15 protein-coding genes are annotated in these 15,891 nt (G+C 62.5%); 8 read left to right on the forward strand and 7 right to left on the reverse strand.

Features of this window, described 5'->3' with window-relative positions; genetic code table 11:
- Positions 1-32 precede the first annotated feature (32 nt).
- The 8 genes from KPG71_RS13015 (at position 33) to KPG71_RS13050 (ending at position 8,015) form a co-directional block, all read left to right on the forward strand.
- Positions 33-992 (forward strand): cyclase family protein, encoded by a 960-nt coding sequence (locus KPG71_RS13015; protein WP_253196256.1) that lies wholly within the window; start codon positions 33-35, stop codon positions 990-992.
- Positions 993-1,020: 28 nt separating this feature from the next.
- On the forward strand, positions 1,021-2,322 hold the full coding sequence (locus tag KPG71_RS13020) for an ABC transporter substrate-binding protein (protein WP_216338434.1): 1,302 nt from the start codon (positions 1,021-1,023) through the stop codon (positions 2,320-2,322).
- Between the two features lie 72 nt (positions 2,323-2,394).
- Entirely contained in the window at positions 2,395-3,300 is a 906-nt protein-coding gene (locus tag KPG71_RS13025; RefSeq protein ID WP_216338435.1) for a branched-chain amino acid ABC transporter permease, read from the forward strand.
- A gap of 47 nt (positions 3,301-3,347) precedes the next feature.
- Positions 3,348-4,307, forward strand: coding sequence for a branched-chain amino acid ABC transporter permease (locus tag KPG71_RS13030; RefSeq protein ID WP_253196257.1), 960 nt, complete (start codon positions 3,348-3,350; stop codon positions 4,305-4,307).
- Positions 4,304-5,053 (forward strand): ABC transporter ATP-binding protein, encoded by a 750-nt coding sequence (locus KPG71_RS13035; protein WP_216338437.1) that lies wholly within the window; start codon positions 4,304-4,306, stop codon positions 5,051-5,053. The genes KPG71_RS13030 and KPG71_RS13035 overlap by 4 nt, the downstream gene beginning before the upstream one ends.
- A complete protein-coding gene (locus KPG71_RS13040) occupies positions 5,053-5,733 on the forward strand; it encodes an ABC transporter ATP-binding protein (protein ID WP_216338438.1) in 681 nt (226 codons plus the stop codon). Before KPG71_RS13035 ends, KPG71_RS13040 begins: the two co-directional genes overlap by 1 nt.
- On the forward strand, positions 5,730-7,196 hold the full coding sequence (locus KPG71_RS13045; protein ID WP_216338439.1) for an aldehyde dehydrogenase family protein: 1,467 nt from the start codon (positions 5,730-5,732) through the stop codon (positions 7,194-7,196). The genes KPG71_RS13040 and KPG71_RS13045 overlap by 4 nt, the downstream gene beginning before the upstream one ends.
- A 69-nt stretch (positions 7,197-7,265) precedes the next feature.
- Positions 7,266-8,015: an SDR family oxidoreductase gene (locus tag KPG71_RS13050; protein ID WP_216338440.1), complete on the forward strand. Its 750-nt coding sequence runs from the start codon at positions 7,266-7,268 to the stop codon at positions 8,013-8,015.
- Between the two features lie 65 nt (positions 8,016-8,080).
- Here KPG71_RS13050 and KPG71_RS13055 read toward each other — a convergent pair whose 3' ends face one another.
- From KPG71_RS13055 to KPG71_RS13085, 7 genes are all read right to left on the reverse strand, one after another.
- On the reverse strand, positions 8,081-9,574 hold the full coding sequence (locus tag KPG71_RS13055; RefSeq protein ID WP_216338441.1) for a fumarate hydratase: 1,494 nt from the start codon (positions 9,572-9,574) through the stop codon (positions 8,081-8,083).
- Positions 9,571-10,380 (reverse strand): CoA ester lyase, encoded by an 810-nt coding sequence (locus KPG71_RS13060; protein WP_216338442.1) that lies wholly within the window; start codon positions 10,378-10,380, stop codon positions 9,571-9,573. The genes KPG71_RS13055 and KPG71_RS13060 overlap by 4 nt, the downstream gene beginning before the upstream one ends.
- A 22-nt stretch (positions 10,381-10,402) precedes the next feature.
- Positions 10,403-10,855 (reverse strand): thioesterase family protein, encoded by a 453-nt coding sequence (locus KPG71_RS13065; protein ID WP_216338443.1) that lies wholly within the window; start codon positions 10,853-10,855, stop codon positions 10,403-10,405.
- Between the two features lie 113 nt (positions 10,856-10,968).
- Positions 10,969-11,811: a MaoC family dehydratase N-terminal domain-containing protein gene (locus KPG71_RS13070; protein ID WP_216338444.1), complete on the reverse strand. Its 843-nt coding sequence runs from the start codon at positions 11,809-11,811 to the stop codon at positions 10,969-10,971.
- 3 nt (positions 11,812-11,814) lie between these two features.
- A complete protein-coding gene (locus KPG71_RS13075) occupies positions 11,815-12,909 on the reverse strand; it encodes a CaiB/BaiF CoA-transferase family protein (RefSeq protein WP_216338445.1) in 1,095 nt (364 codons plus the stop codon).
- Positions 12,909-14,069 carry an acyl-CoA dehydrogenase family protein gene (locus KPG71_RS13080; RefSeq protein ID WP_073036906.1) on the reverse strand — a complete coding sequence of 387 codons (1,161 nt, stop codon included), beginning with the start codon at positions 14,067-14,069 and terminating at the stop codon, positions 12,909-12,911. Before KPG71_RS13080 ends, KPG71_RS13075 begins: the two co-directional genes overlap by 1 nt.
- Positions 14,070-14,372: 303 nt before the next feature.
- The gene (locus KPG71_RS13085) at positions 14,373-15,890 is read right to left on the reverse strand and encodes a malonyl-CoA synthase (protein ID WP_216338446.1); all 1,518 of its coding nucleotides are present in this window, start codon (positions 15,888-15,890) and stop codon (positions 14,373-14,375) included.
- Position 15,891 lies beyond the last annotated feature (1 nt).

Consider the following 15,891-nt stretch of genomic DNA (forward strand, 5'->3'; position numbering starts at 1 on the left):
ATCGCATGCAGGCCAAAGGGAGGGGCCTGATAATGGAATCCATTCTTTCGAAATCCGCGATTATTTTGTCCGTTTGCCTGACCAGTGGCGCCATTGCCGCCAGTACGAATTCGGCTTTGGCCGACAGCAAATGGGGCGCCGACGATCAGCTGGGCGCGGCGAATCTCATGACTTCCGAAAGGGTTAAGGGAGCGGCGGGCCTTGTGACCGAAGGCAAGGTTTACAGCCTTGGCATGAAGGTCGGACCCGATACGCCGGCCTTTCCGCCGCGCAGCCTGTCGGTGACGATCCTGCAGCCGAATCAGAACGGCAACAGCGGGCTGGGTGAGAACAATTTTACCTATAATGACGACATTTTCATGGGATGGCTGGGTATCGGCTCGCAAATCGACGGGCTGGGCCATTCCGGTGTGGATCATGTCTATTACGGCGGGCGCACCTATGAAGATTTCGCGCCGGCCTCGGGGCTGACGGAACTGGGGCTCGACAATCTGCCGGGTCTTGTGGGGCGCGGGGTCATGCTGAACATGGCGGCGCATTTCGGCACCGACATGGTCGAAGAGGGCGTTGCCTACACCGATGAAGACATCAAGGCGGCCGCCTCGGCGCAGGGTGTCGAGTTGCGCGAGGGGGATGTCGTTCTGTTCCATTCCAACTGGATGGAGTTGCTGGACGGCGAGAATCCCGATCCCGAGCGCTTCGGCGCCGCCGAGCCGGGGCTTGGCGTCAGCGGGGCCGAGTATCTGGCCGAGATCGGCGTGATGGCCGTGGGCGCCGATACGTGGGGCATGGAAGTCGTGCCAGCCGAGAAAGAAGGGCAGGCCTTCCGGGCGCACCAGATCCTGCAGCCCGAAAACGGCATCTACATTCTCGAAAACATGGATACGCGTGAACTGGCCGCCGATGGCGCACACGAGTTCCTGTTCGTTCTGGGGCAGGCCCGCATCGAAGGGGCTGTCCAGATGATTATCAATCCAATCGCGATCCGCTAATGGATCGCACCTAAAGGGAGGAAACCAGATGAAGACCCAATTTGTGAAACGAGTCGTGGCCGCGACGATCGCGGCTGCGCTGCCGCTGGCAGCCAGTGCGGCGGACAAGCCCGAGAGCCTGAATGTCGGGATGACCACATTCCTGACCGGCCCGGCCTCGGTCTTTGGGGTGCCGGCGCGGAATGCCGCCGAGATCCTTGTCGAGAACATCAATGCGGATGGCGGCATCAACGGTGTGCCGATCAACATTTCGTTCATCGACGAGGGTGCAGGTGCCGAGGCGCTGACCTCGGAATATCGCCGCATGGTGGAATCGGGCAGCGTCGAAGTGATGATGGCGGCGATTTCGTCGGGCAACTGCCAGACGCTGGCGCCGCTGGCCGAAGACCTGCAGGTGCCGAACCTGATGTGGGATTGCGGCACGCAGCGGATTTTCGAGGAAAACGACTATAAATACGTTTTCCGCACGCAGGCCAACGCGACACCCGAAATGCTGTCCACGGTGCTGTATCTTCTGAAGACGCACCCGGATTTCAAGACCATCGCGGTGGTCAACCAGGACTATGCCTGGGGCCGGGACAGCTGGGATATCTTCCGCACCGCGCTGAAGGCGATGAAGCCCGATGTCGAGGTCGTGGCCGAGTTCTTCCCGAAATTCGGGTCGCCCGACTTCTCGACCGAAATCTCGCGTCTGCAGGCGTTGCGCCCCGACGTGATCCTGTCGACCTCGTGGGGTGGTGATCTGGATACCTTCGTGCAGCAGGCGTCGCAGCGCGGGCTGCTGAACACCTCGACCTTCGTTCTGCCGCTGGCGGAATCGTCGCTGGAGCGTCTTGGTTCGGCCCTGACGGCAGGGCATATCGTCGGCGGGCGGGGTGATCACTACTTCCTGCATCCGGATCGCCGTGACGACGAGGACTTCAAGGCGTTCATGAAGCAATACGAGGAAAAGACCGGTGAGGTCAGCGTCTACCCCGTGTTCCACGCCAGCCAGGGCATTGCCGCACTGAAGGCCGCCTATGAAAAGGCGATCGAGGAAAACGGCGTCGACTGGCCGAGCGAAGATCAGCTTCTGGCCGCGCTGGAGGGTCTGAGCTTCCAGGGCCTGGGGCGCGAAGTGACGATCCGTGAGGACAACCAGGGTATCGAAGATCAGTTGCTGGGGACCAGCATGCAAACCGGGGACTACCCGTTTGCCACGATGGAAAACATCATGATCTTCGACGGCGACGAACTGACCACGCCGGTCGGCCAGAAGTCGATCGACTGGGTCGGTACCCTCGATGCAAGCTTTGTCGACAGTGTGACCGTCGATACCTACGAGAACTGATCGTCGCTTGTGAAACTGTCGGAGAGGGCATTCGATGCCCTCTCCGCACCATTATAACTCCCGGATAAACACATGAATCTCGCGATTTTCCTCCTCGCCTTGTTCGACGGTGTCGCCTATGCCGCGCTGGTCTTTATCGTGGCGCTCGGGCTGACCCTGATCTTTGGCGTCATGCGAATACTGAACGTGGCGCACGGGTCGCTCTATGCGATCGGGGCTTATGCCACCGTCTCCCTGACCGGCTACTTTCTTGCCCTCGGGTTCGCGCCGGTCTTTGCGTTTCCATTGATGATCGTATCGGCCGTGCTGGTCGGGATTCTGATCGGTGGGCCGCTGGAATATTTCCTGCTGCGACGGATCTACGACAAGTCCGAAGTGCTGCAATTGCTGGTGACATTCGCGGTGTTCATGATCCTCGAGGACGTGCAGCGTCTTATCTGGGGAACACGGCCTTATTTCGAATCCTCCGCGTTGCAGGTTCTGGGCAATGTCAGCATCTTTGGTGTGACCTACACGGCCTATCAGCTGATCCTGCTGCCGCTGATCGCGGTGGTGCTGTTGCTGGGTATGCGGTTTTTCCTGCGCCATACGATCACCGGCAAGCTGATCACCGCCACGACCGAGGACCGCGAGGCCGCGCAATCCATCGGTGTGGACGCCGACAAGGTGTTCCTGTTCACCTTCGTGATCGGGGCGGTTCTGGCCGGTCTGGGCGGGGCGCTGGCATCGCCGACAACCTCGATCCTGCCCGGTATGGGCGCTGACATGATCGTGCTGTCCTTTGCCGTGGTCGCCACGGCGGGGCTGGGCCAGATCGAAGGCGCGGCGCTGACCGCGCTGATGATCGGGCTGGGACGTTCGTTCGCGGTGTACCTGTATCCCGAAATCTCGGTTCTGGTGCCGTATCTCATCATGGTTCTGGTTCTGCTGGTGCGCCCCGAGGGGCTGTTCGGCAGCCCGGCCGCACGCAAGATCTGAGGCTCGGGATGACCACAAAAACACATTCAACCAAGGCGAAGGCCAGCATGAAGTCACCTCTCACCTTTCTCTGGGTCATCGGGGTTCTGGCGGTTATCGCCGTGCCCTTCACGACGCCTTCGATCCAGCTGTTGTTCAATTTCGCGATGGCCAAGGGGCTGGCCGTGCTGGGCGTGACGGTGCTGTTGCGCGCCGGTCAGGTCTCGTTCGGTCATGCGCTTTATTTCGGGATCGCGGCCTATGCCGGGGCGTTCCTGATGGCGTCGATGCCGGCGGCGGATTTCTTTGTCGTGCTGGTTGCCGGCGTGATCGGGGCAATTCTGGCAGGGCTTTTCGTGGGGCTGTTCGTGGTGCGCTATCGCGGCATCTTCTTCGGGATGCTGAACCTGGCGTTTTCGATGATCTTCTGGTCGATCCTCGAGAAATTCTATCACTACACCGGCGGGGCCGACGGTATCCGGTTCGAACGCCCGACGGTTCTGGGGCAGGTGCTGTCTCACGGCCAGTTCGAGCTGATGCTCTATTATTCGGTGGTGGTGCTGATGGTGGCGCTGGGGTGGTTCACGCAGCGCTGGTTCGCATCGCCCATCGGTCAGCTGTTCCAGACCATCAAGACCAATGAAACCCGGCTTGAATACCTGGGCATCTCGCCCCGGCGGGCGCTGTTGTCGGGGTATCTTCTGTCGGCGGCGCTGTGCGGTGTCGGCGGGGTGATGATGGGCATGGCCCAGGGTGTTGTGACGCCGGAATACGTATGGTGGGTCCGCTCGGCAGAGATGGTGTTCATCGCGGTTCTCGGTGGTGCGGGTTCTGTTCATGGCGCCTTCCTCGGGGCTCTGATCTACGAGGTGGTGCGGACCTATGCCTCGGTCTATGCCGGTGACATCTGGCAGATGATCCTTGGCGGGTTCCTGTTGATCATCATCCTGTTCGCGCCCGGTGGGCTGATCGGTATTCTCGAGTCGCTCTTTCGGCGTGGCTCGGACAAGGAAGGAGCGCGGAAATGAGTGACGTTCTTCTGGAAACCCGCAATCTGGTGATCAAGTTCGGTGGCGTGACTGCGGCTGACAATGTGTCGCTCAAGATTCATGCGGGCAAGAACCTGGCCATCATCGGACCGAACGGTGCGGGCAAGACGACCTTCCTGAACATCTGCACGGGCTGGATCAAGCCCAGCAACGGGCAGGTGTTGTTCGAGGGGCAGGACGTGACCCCCCTGCCGCCGCGCAAGATCGTGGATCGCGGCGTGGCGCGGGCCTTTCAGATTCCGCAGTTGTTCACCGAGCACACGGCGCTGGAAAACCTGCTGATCGCGGTATCGGCGCGGGACAAGCTGCGCAATCCGTTTTTGGACATGCACCAGATTCCCGAGCGCAAGGAAATACTGCACCTGCTGGACATGGTGGGCTGTGCGGATGTGGCCGATACGCTGGTGGTCGAACTGTCCGAAGGGCAGCGCAAGCTGATCGACATTGCCGTCGCCCTGGCGCTGAAGCCCCGGTTGTTGCTGATGGACGAGCCGACCTCGGGCGTGGCGTCTTCCGAGAAGCATTCGATCATGGAAATCCTGATCGGTGCGTTGAAGGAGGCCAATGTCACATCGGTGTTCGTCGAGCACGATATGGGCATCGTCGAGAACTATGCCGACGAAGTGGCCGTGTGGAACAGCGGCAATGTGCAGTTGCGCGGCTCGCCCGCGGAAATTCTGGAGCATCCCGACGTGATCCGGGACGTGATCGGGGAGGTGGTCTGATGCTGGAATTGCGTGATGTGAATGCCTCGATCGGGATTATCCCGATCCTGCGGAACCTGACATTCAGTATAGACGCGGCCGAAACCGTGGCCCTGATCGGGCGGAACGGCGCGGGCAAGACGACGCTGCTGCGCACGATCATGGGCTTTACCAAGGCCAGCGGGGAAATCCTGTTCGACGGCAAGCCGATCACCGATTTGCACCCGCCGAAACGGCCCGGTCTGGGGATCGGATATGCGCCGGAAGACCGGCGGCTTTTCTCGGCCTTCACGGTGGAGGAAAACATTCTGCTGCCGGCGCAGGCCGCGCGGCTGAGCGCCGCGGAAACCGCGAAGCGGCTGGAGCGTGCCTATACGGTCCTGCCCGAACTGCGCGAGATGGCGGGACGTCCCGGCGGCACCGTATCCGGCGGGCAGGGCAAGATGGTGGCGCTGGCCCGTGCCCTGATGCTGGGCACCAAGCTGATCATGCTGGACGAACCGTTTCAGGGGCTGGCCCCGGCATTGGCGCTGCGCTATGCCGAAGCCCTGCGCACCCTGCGCGATACGGACCGTTCGGTCACCCTGATCATTACAGAATCCAATCCCTCTCTGCTGCGCGGCTTTGCCGACCGCACGCTCGTTATCGAACGGGGCGAGGTGGAAGAGGGCTCTCTTGAACCTGAAGGAACGAACGCATGAAAGACTCCGACGTAAATGCAAAACTGGTCATTCCCGAGCCGCTGAACCTGATCGCCAACGAATGGGTGCCGGCGATTTCCGGCAAGACGATGGACGTCTTGTCGCCGCTCGACGGCTTGCCCTTTGCACAGATTGCCGACAGCGACGAGGCCGATATCGACGCCGCCGTGGCGGCAGCTCGCGCAGCCTATGACGGTGGCGAATGGTCCACGCTGACCGCCGCCGAACGTGGCCGCCTGATGATCCGCCTGTCCGAGCGTATTCTGGAGAACGTGGAAGGCCTGGCGCAACTCGAAACCCGTGACAACGGCAAGCCGATCAACCAGGCGCGCGCCGATATGAAGGTGACGGCCCGCTATTTCGAATTCTACGGCGGGGCCGCCGACAAGGTGCATGGCGAGGTCATCCCCTTTCTCAGCGGTTACAATGTCGAGGTTCATCGCGAACCCCACGGTGTGACCGGGCATATCATCCCGTGGAACTATCCCGCGCAGATGTTCGGGCGGTCGGTTGCCCCGGCGCTGGCCATGGGCAACGCGACGGTCCTGAAACCCGCCGAAGACGCCTGCATGACCGCGCTGCGCATGGGGCAACTGGCGATCGAGGTGGGCTTCCCCGCCGGGGCGATCAACATCGTCACGGGGCGCGGCAATGTGGCCGGTCAGGCGCTGGCCGACAACAAGAAGATCGACTTCATCTCGTTCACCGGATCGCCCGAGGTGGGGGTCATCATCCAGACGGCGGCCGCAAAGAACTTCATCGGTTGCACGTTGGAACTGGGTGGGAAATCGCCGCAGATCGTGTTTGACGACGCCGATCTGGAGGCCGCGTTGCCGGTGCTGGTGAATGCCGTGATCCAGAATGGCGGGCAGACCTGTTCGGCGGGCACGCGCGTTCTGTTGCAGCGCGGGATTTACGACAAGGTGGTTGCCGAACTGACTGCGCGTTTCAAGGATATTGCGGCGTCGGATTCCGGCGAGGATGCGGTGCTTGGGCCGCTGATTTCGGCCAAGCAGAAGAAGCGCGTGGAAACCTATATCGAAGAGGCTGACGCGCCGCTGATGGCCCGCGGCAGCGTGCGTCAGGACGCGCCCGAGGGCGGCTATTACGTTGCGCCCGCCATTTTCGGCCCGTGCGATCCGCATGCGAAGATCGCGCAGGAAGAGGTGTTTGGCCCGGTTCTGTGCATCATTCCGTTCGAGGACGAGGCCGAGGCGATCTCGATTGCCAACGATACCGATTATGGGCTTGTCGCCGCGATCTGGACGCGTGACGGCGGGCGGCAGCAGCGTGTGTCGAAAGCGATGCATTGCGGCCAGGTCTTCATCAACGGCTATGGCGCCGGGGGCGGGGTGGAACTGCCGTTCGGCGGTATCCGCAAATCCGGTCATGGCCGCGAAAAGGGCTTTGCCGCGCTGCACGAGTTTTCGCACATCAAGACCATCATCAACAATCACGGCTGACCCTTGCCGTGTGTCACCGGCCCCGCCTGAACGGGGCCGGGGCAACGACAATCAAAAAGGAACAAGACTATGAGACTTGAAGGAAAACGCACGCTCGTCACCGGCGCGGCCTCGGGCTTTGGCAAGGGGATTGCGGAAACCTATATTCGCGAAGGCGCGAAGGTGGCGGTTGTCGATCTGAATGAAGAGGGTGCCAAGGCCGTTGCCAAGGAACTGGGCGAAAACGCCATCGCGGTGACATGCGATGTGTCGAAGGGCGATCAGGTTCAGGCCGCTGTCGATGCGACCGTCGAAGCCTTTGGCGGGCTCGATATCGTGGTGAACAATGCGGGCTGGACCAACCCCAACCGCCCGCTGATGGAAACCGACGAAGAGACCTTTCGCAAGATCTATGACATCAACGTGGTGTCGATCTTTCACATGACCAAGGTCTGCGTTCCGCTGTGGCGCAAGTCCGGCGGTGGCGTGATGCTGAATGTCGGTTCGACCGCCGGTATCCGCCCGCGTCCGGGCCTGACGTGGTACAACTCGTCCAAGGGCGCGGTGAACCTGATGAGCCGCTCGCTGGCGGTGGAACTGGCGCCCGACAATATCCGCGTGAACTGTATCGCGCCGGTGATGGGTGCGACCGCGCTTCTGGAGCAGTTCATGGGGGTTCCCGATACGCCCGAGAACCGCGAGAAGTTCATCGCGACCATTCCGATGGGCCGCATGTCGCAGCCGCGCGACATCGCCAATGCCGCGCTTTACCTTGGCTCGGACGAGGCGGATTTCATCACCGGTGTCGTGCTTGAAGTCGATGGCGGGCGCACCGTCTGAACGGGACTATTCCGCGAATTGAAACAGGGCGTCCGTTGCGGGCGCCCTGTTTTCGTTTCAGGGGGTTAACGGGTGCGCGCCCATTGGCGCGGGCCGCTGTCATGGATGGAGTCGCCCTTGGTGTCCACCGCCACGGTGACCGGCATATCCTTGACCTCGATCTCGTAGATCGCCTCCATCCCCAGATCCTGATAGGCGACGGGGCGGGCGCTCTGGATGGCTTTGGACACGAGATAGGCCGCCCCGCCCACGGCGATCAGGTAGACCGCACCGTGATCCTTGATGGCCTCGATCGCCTGGGGGCCGCGTTCGGCCTTGCCGATCATGAGTTTCAGCCCCGAGGCGGCCAGCAGGGGGCCGGTGAACTTGTCCATCCGTGTCGAGGTGGTGGGGCCTGCGGGGCCGATCACCTCGTCCCCCACGGCGTCCACCGGGCCGACATAATAGATCGCGCGGCCCTTCAGATCGACGGGCAGGGGCTTGCCCTGGTCCAGTTCGGCCAGCATCCGCCGGTGGGCGGCGTCCCGCCCGGTATAGAGCCGCCCGGACAGCAGGAGCGTGTCGCCCGGCGACAGGGACGCGAGCGTGGCGTCATCGAGCGCGTCAAGGTCGATCCGCCGCCCATCGACGCTTGCATCGCCCAGATCGGGCCAAAGCGACAGGTCGGGTGGGGTGAGCTGCGCGGGGCCGCTGCCATCCAGCGTGAAATGCACGTGCCGCGTGGCGGCGCAATTGGGGATCAGCGCGACGGGAAGCGAGGCGGCATGGGTGGGAAAGCTGTTCACCTTCACGTCGAGAACCGTCACCAGCCCGCCAAGCCCCTGCGCGCCGATGCCAAGGGCGTTGAGCCTATCGTAGAGGTCCAGCCGCAATTCGTCTTCTGCGGATTGCGGGCCACGCGCCTGCAATTCGGTCATGTCGATGGGATCGTTCAGGGATTCCTTGGCCATGGCCATCGCCTTGTCGACGCTGCCGCCGACGCCAAGCCCGATGATCCCCGGCGGGCACCAGCCCGCGCCGAGTTTCGACACGGTGTCCACCACCCAGTCCGCCACCGAATCCGACGGGTTCAGAACCGTGAATTTGGTCTTGTTTTCCGACCCGCCCCCTTTGGCCGACACGGTGACGGAAACCTTGTCACCGGCCACCAGCTCGGTCTGGATCATGGCGGGCGTGTTGTCCTGCGTGTTGCGGCGTTTGCCCAATGGGTCCGCGACGATCGAGGCGCGCAACGGGTTGGCCTTGAAATTGTAGGCGCGGCGCGTGGCCTCGTCGATCAGCTCTTGCGGGGAGCGGCGCCAGTCGATGGGGGCCTGAACGCCGACTTTCAGAAACACGTTGGCGCTGCCGGTGTCCTGACAGATCGGGCGGTGGCCGGTGGCCGCCATGCGCGAATTCAACAGGATCTGACGCATCGCGTTTCGGGCCGAGGTGCTTTGCTCGGTCTCGTAGGCGCGGGACATGGCCTGAATGAAATCCGGGGTGTGGTAGTAGGAAACGTATTGCAACGCGTCGGCGATGCTGTCGATCAGGTGATCTTCGGTGATTTTGTCGGTCATTGTGTCCCTCCGGCGCGGGCAAGGATCTGTTCGGCGCGCTTGACCACCGGGGCGTCGATCATCTGACCATCCACCTTGATTGCGGCCGCGTTTTCGGCGGCGGCGGCGGTGACGCGTCTGGCCCAGTCGAGTTCGTCCGGCGAAGGGGCAAAGCCGCGTCGCGCCTGGGCGATCTGAGCAGGATGAATGATCAGCTTGCCGCCAAAGCCCATGGCGACGCTGTGTTTGCAATCGGTTTCGATGGCGGTTTCGTCCTTGATCCCTTGCGTGACCCCGTCCCACGGGGCGGGGCGGTTTGCCAGACGCGAGGCGAGAACGAGTTCGGATCGCGCATGGAGCAGTGGCTCGCGTTCATGGGCGAGGCCAAGGTCGGCGGCATAGTCGATGGAGCCGAAGGCCAGCCGCACACAGGCCCCGGCCACGGCTTCGGCATTGCGAAGGCCGCGGGCGGTTTCGATCAGCCCGATCACCGGCAGGCCGGTTTGTCGGGACAGGGCGGCGCAGGCTTCGGCGTCTTCGGCCTTGGGCAGGATCAGCCCGTCGATGGGCAGGCCCTTCATCGCGGCGGCGTCTTCGGTGAAAAAAGGGCTGTCCGTGGCATTGATGCGGATCAGCACGGGTACGTCGCCGGGGGTGCGTGCGGGCAGGTCGGCCAATGCGTTGCGCGCGGCGTGTTTGTCCTCCTCGGCGACGGCATCTTCGAGATCGAGGATGACGGCATCCGCACCGGCCCCCTGTGCCTTGGCAAAGCGATCCAGTCGTGTGGCGGGCAGAAACAGCGGCAGGGTGATCCGGCTCAGGGGCATGGAGGGGTCCAATCGTGATGGGTCAGGGTTTGTCGGCGGGCATGACCAGCGGCTCGAGCAGGGCGCGCATGTTGTCGGGGATGGCGACCGGGCGGCTGGTTTCGCGGTCGACATAGACATGAACGAACCGGCCCTGCGCCGCGGCGGTGTCGGATTCTTTCTGAAAAACGCCCAGTTCATAGGTCACGCTGCTGCGGCCCAAGCGGGCCACGCGCAGGCCTACGTCGATGGCTTCGGGAAAGGCGACGGGGCTGAAGTAGCTGCATTCGCTTTGGGCGACCAGGCCGGTTACCGTACTGCGACGTATGTCCAGAACGCCGCCCTGGATCAGGTAATCGTTCACTGCCGTGTCGAAGAACGAGTAATAGGCCACGTTGTTGACATGCAGATAGGCGTCGTTGTCCATCCAGCGTGTGCTGATCGGGCAGAAATGCACGAAGGCATCGCGATGTTCGGGGGCGGGGCGTTGGCTCATGCGGGGTCCGATCCGTGGTTAATGTGCCGCGCGGGGCGTCGGCATCGTCGAACTGCAGCACAGAATCGCATCGCCTGTCCAGCCGGGCCGGACAACCCGGCGCGATCCGATGGTTACCATTCGGCGAAGGCTTCCATCGCCAGCGGGCCGCCCACCTTGGCCGTCCACAGGCGCAGGCCGCTGTCATGCGGTTCGGCGTTGACCGTGAAATCGGCATCGTCAAAGATTGCCGACAGGCTGCGGAACCGGAAGCGCGCGGGCGTGGCGCCGTGCAGGTCGGCGGCCATCTGGCACAACATCGTGGCCTGCATCGGGCCGTGCACCACGAGGCCGGGATATCCCTCGTCCTCGATGCAGAACGGCTTGTCGTAATGGATGCGGTGGCCGTTGAAGGTGAGCGCAGAGTAGCGGAAGAGCAGCGTCGGATGCGGATTCACGGTGCGGGAATGCTCTCCGGTCCCGGCGGGGGCGGGATCGGCCTTGGGCTTGCCCAGCGCAGCGGCGGGGATATCGCGGTAGACGATGTCCTGACGTTCGCTCAGCACATGGCGGTCATCGGAGGTGACCTCGTGCTGGACCGTGACGAAGCACAGCGCGCCCGAGCGCCCCTCTTTCAATTGGACATCGGTGATTTTCGAGTGACGTGTCACCTCGTCGCCGATCCGGATATCGCCGTGGAACGTGAAGGCCCCGCCGGCCCACATGCGGCGCGGCAGGGGCACCGGCGGGAGGAAGCCGCCAAGGGCGGGGTGACCGTCGCGGCCCAGTTCGGACATGGGCGCGATGGGTTGGGCCAGGCAGAGATGGATCAGGAGCGGGGCCTTGCCCCCCTGATCCGTGTCGGAACTGCGGTCGAACGTGGCGTTGAACTGACGCACCAGTGTGGGCGACAGGGTTTCGCTGTCGATTTGTTCGCGGCCGATCCAGGTTTGCAGATGATCGATGTCGAGGGTCATCGCCTAGTCCTCCAGCGGGTTCAGCGCCGGAATTGCGCCATAGGTCCGATCCTCGCCGATAAAGAGCGCTCCGGGGGCCGGGTAGGACACCGGGCCGTTCGGGCTGTCCACGGTGATGCGGCGCAGATGCGGATGGGTCGACAGCCCGGCCATGTCGTTGACCGAGGCCAGGGCGATCTTGCATTTCTCCAGCAGGTCGATGGCGGTTTCGGCATCGTAGCGGGTAAAGGCCTCGGCGACGATGGCGTCGGTCTCATCGCGGTTTTTCACCCGCTCGACATTGGTGGCAAAGCGCGGATCGGTCCCGAGGTCTGCGTTTCCGATGAAATCCTTGCACAGCATGCGCCATTCCCGGTCGCTCTGGATCGAGATCAGGATGTCGGCACCGGATTTGGGCGTGAATACACCGTAGGGCGCGATGGAAGGATGGGCCAAGCCGATGCGTTTGGGGCTGTTGCCGCCTTCGTGGTTCAGCAACGGAACAGTCAGCCAATCGGCCATGACATCGAACATCGACACCGAGATACGCGCGCCCTGTCCGGTGATCCCGCGGCGGATCAGCGCCTCGAGAATCGCGGCATGGGCGGTTGCGCCCGTGGCGATATCGACCAGCGAGACACCCACCCGTGCCGGTTCGGACGGGCCGCCGGTGATCGAACACAGCCCGCTTTCGGCCTGAATCAGCAGGTCATACGCCTTGCGGTCGGACATCGGGCCGTCTTCGCCATAGCCCGAGATCGAGCAGGAGATCAGCCGGGGATAATCGCGGTGCAGACGCTCCAGATCGAAACCGAGCCGCGCCAGCGCGCCGGGCTTGAGGTTCTGCATCAGCACGTCGGCCTTGGCCAACAGCCCTTCGAGCGCCTGTTTTCCGGCGTCCGAGGTGAGGTCCAGCGTCACGCTGTCCTTGCCGCGGTTGAGCCAGACGAAATAGCTCGACTGTCCCTGGGCTACATCATCGTATCCACGGGCGAAATCGCCTTCGGGGCGTTCGATCTTGGTGACATGCGCCCCGGCATCGGCCAACCGTCCGGTGGCGAATGGTGCTGCCACGGCCTGTTCGATGGCGACGACTTCGAGACCTTCCAATGCCTGCATCAGAACGACCTCGGCATACCGAGGAGATGCTCGGCCACATAGGACAGGATCAGGTTGGTCGAGATCGGGGCGACCTGATAGAGCCGTGTCTCGCGGAACTTGCGTTCGACATCGTATTCGCAGGCAAAGCCGAATCCGCCGTGGAACTGGATACAGGCATTGGCGGCGTCCCAGCTGGCCTTTGCGGCCAGGTATTTCGCCATGTTGGCCTCGGCGCCGCAGGGCTGACCGGCATCATACAGCGCGCAGGCCTTGTAGCGCATCAGGTTCGCGGCCTCGACTTCGATAAAGGCCTCGGCGATGGGGAACTGCACCCCCTGGTTCTGGCCGATGGGGCGGCCGAAAACCTGCCGTTCGCTGACGTATTGTGTGACCTTGTCGGTGAACCAGTAGCCATCCCCGATACATTCCGCCGCGATCAGGGCGCGTTCGGCGTTCAGGCCGGTCAGGATGTATTTGAATCCCTTGCCCTCTTCGCCGATCAGGTTTTCCTCGGGGATTTCCAGATTGTCGAAGAACAACTCGTTGGTTTCGTGGTTGACCATGTTGAGGATGGGTTTGACCTCCATCCCGTTTTTCATGGCCTCCTTGATGTCGACGAGGAAAATCGACAGGCCTTCGGATTTCTTTTTGACCTCGGCCAGCGGGGTCGTGCGGGCCAGCAGGATCATTAGGTCGGAGTGCTGCACGCGGCTGATCCAGACCTTCTGCCCGTTGATCACGTAACGGTCGCCCTTCTTGACGGCGGTCGTCTTGATCTTGGTGGTGTCGGTGCCGGTGGTCGGTTCGGTCACGCCCATGGATTGCAGGCGCAGCTCGCCGCTGGCCAGTTTGGGCAGGATACGCTGGCGCTGCTCTTCGGAGCCGTGGCGCACCAGTGTGTTCATGTTGTACATCTGGCCGTGGCACGCGCCCGAGTTGCCGCCCGCGCGGTTGATCTCTTCCATGATGACGCTGGCTTCGGTCAGGCCAAGGCCGGACCCGCCGTATTCCTCGGGAATCAGGGCCGCCATCCAGCCTTCGCGCGTCAGGGCGTCGACGAAGGCTTCGGGATAGCCGCGCTCTTCGTCGATCTTACGGTGATATTCTGCGGGAAACTGAGCACAAAGTGCCTGCACGCCGTCGCGGATATCTTGATAGTCGTCGTCTGGGAAATTCATGCTCTGCTCATATGTCGCGTGGGGGTCCATCAGGGATAGCGCGCATAGCACCTATCGGGCAAATATATGTTTTCGATGTATGGCATAGGATTATCATATCGCTTCAAGCCGCAACTTGAAACGTGCGGGGCCGGTTCCGATATGCGAAACGGTGTCTTGCGCCGGCTGGAACGCCCGCAAGGAGATGGGGCGAAACGCGGCCCATAGGCCATGTTCCCGAACGGAAATGCCCGACAGGCGGTGCGCAATTTCCCGGCGTTACCGCATGTCAGGCTTGCCCGGTCCGGGCATGGGCAATCTTGGTCAGGCGGTTGCGAACATGTCCTTGTAGCGCTCGCGCAGGATGTTCTTCTGGACCTTGCCCATGGTGTTGCGCGGCAGTTCGTCGATCACCTCGATGCTGCGGGGGTGTTTGAACCGTGCAAGCGATTGGCCGACATTCTCCATGATCGCCGCGGTGTCGGGGGTGGCCCCTGGTTGCGCCACCAGAACCGCCACCACGGTTTCCCCGAAATCGGGATGCGGCACGCCGATCACGGCGCTTTCCAGCACGCCGGGCTGTTCGTCCAGCACCAGTTCGATTTCCTTGGGGTAGATGTTGTAGCCGCCGGAGATGATCAGGTCCTTGTTGCGGCCCACGATGTGGACATAGCCATCCTCGTCGATCTTGCCCAGATCGCCGGTGATGAAGAACCCGTCTTCGCGCAGTTCGGCGGCGGTTTTCTCGGGCATCTGCCAGTAGCCCTTGAACACGTTGGGGCCGCGGACCTCGATCTGGCCGATTTCACCATTCGGCAGCGTATTGCCGTTATCCGGGTCGGTGACCTTCAACTCGACACCTGGCAGGGGGAAGCCCACGGTTCCGGCGCGGCGTTCGCCCTCGTAAGGGTTCGAGGTGTTCATGTTGGTTTCCGTCATGCCGTAGCGTTCCAGAATGCGATGGCCGGTGCGGTTTTCGAACTGCACATGGGTTTCCGCCAGCAACGGGGCCGAGCCGGAAATGAACAGGCGCATATGCTGCGCCAGATCGCGGGTGAAACGCGCATCGTCCAGCAGACGGGTATAGAAGGTGGGCACGCCCATCATCGAGGTGGCGCGCGGCAGCCATTCGATGACCTGATCCAGATTGAACTTGGGCAGGAAGATCATGCTGCCCCCGGCCGCCAGCGTCACGTTCGTCGCCACGAACAGCCCGTGCGTGTGAAAAATCGGCAGGGCATGCAGCAGCACGTCATCGGATGTGAAGCGCCATTCCTTCACCAGCGTCTCTGCGTTCGACAGAAGGTTGTCCTGCGTCAGCATCGCGCCTTTCGAGCGCCCGGTCGTGCCCGAGGTGTAAAGGAAGGCGGCCAGGTCGCCTGTTTTGCGGTCCACGGTGTCGAACGAGGCGGGGCAATCCCCGGCCTTGTCGGTCAGTGAGCCCGTGCCGTCGGCATTCAGTGTTTCGACCTGCGCGCCAAGGCGGCTGGCAACCGCGGACAGCCCGGATTGGCGGCTGTCGTCGCACACGATCAGGGACGCGCCGCTGTTCTCGATGAAATAGGCCAGTTCGTCTTCGGTATAGGCGGTGTTGAGCGGCAGAAAGATCAGCCCGGCCTGCACGCAGGCGGCATACAGTGCCAGCGCCTCGGGCGATTTTTCGACCTGCACGGCAACGCGGTCTCCGGTGCTCAGGCCAAGCCCCGTCACGGCGTTGGCGATCCGTGCGGCCTTTTGCAAAAAGGCGTCATGGCTGAGCGTGGTGCCGTCAGGCAGATACAGGAACGGCGTGTCCTTGCCGGCATGGTTTCCGAACAGATGGTCATAAAGGGGATTAGCCATG

It is taken from the genome of Roseovarius sp. PS-C2 (assembly GCF_018862045.1).
In the GTDB taxonomy this organism is placed as follows: Bacteria; Pseudomonadota; Alphaproteobacteria; order Rhodobacterales; family Rhodobacteraceae; genus Roseovarius.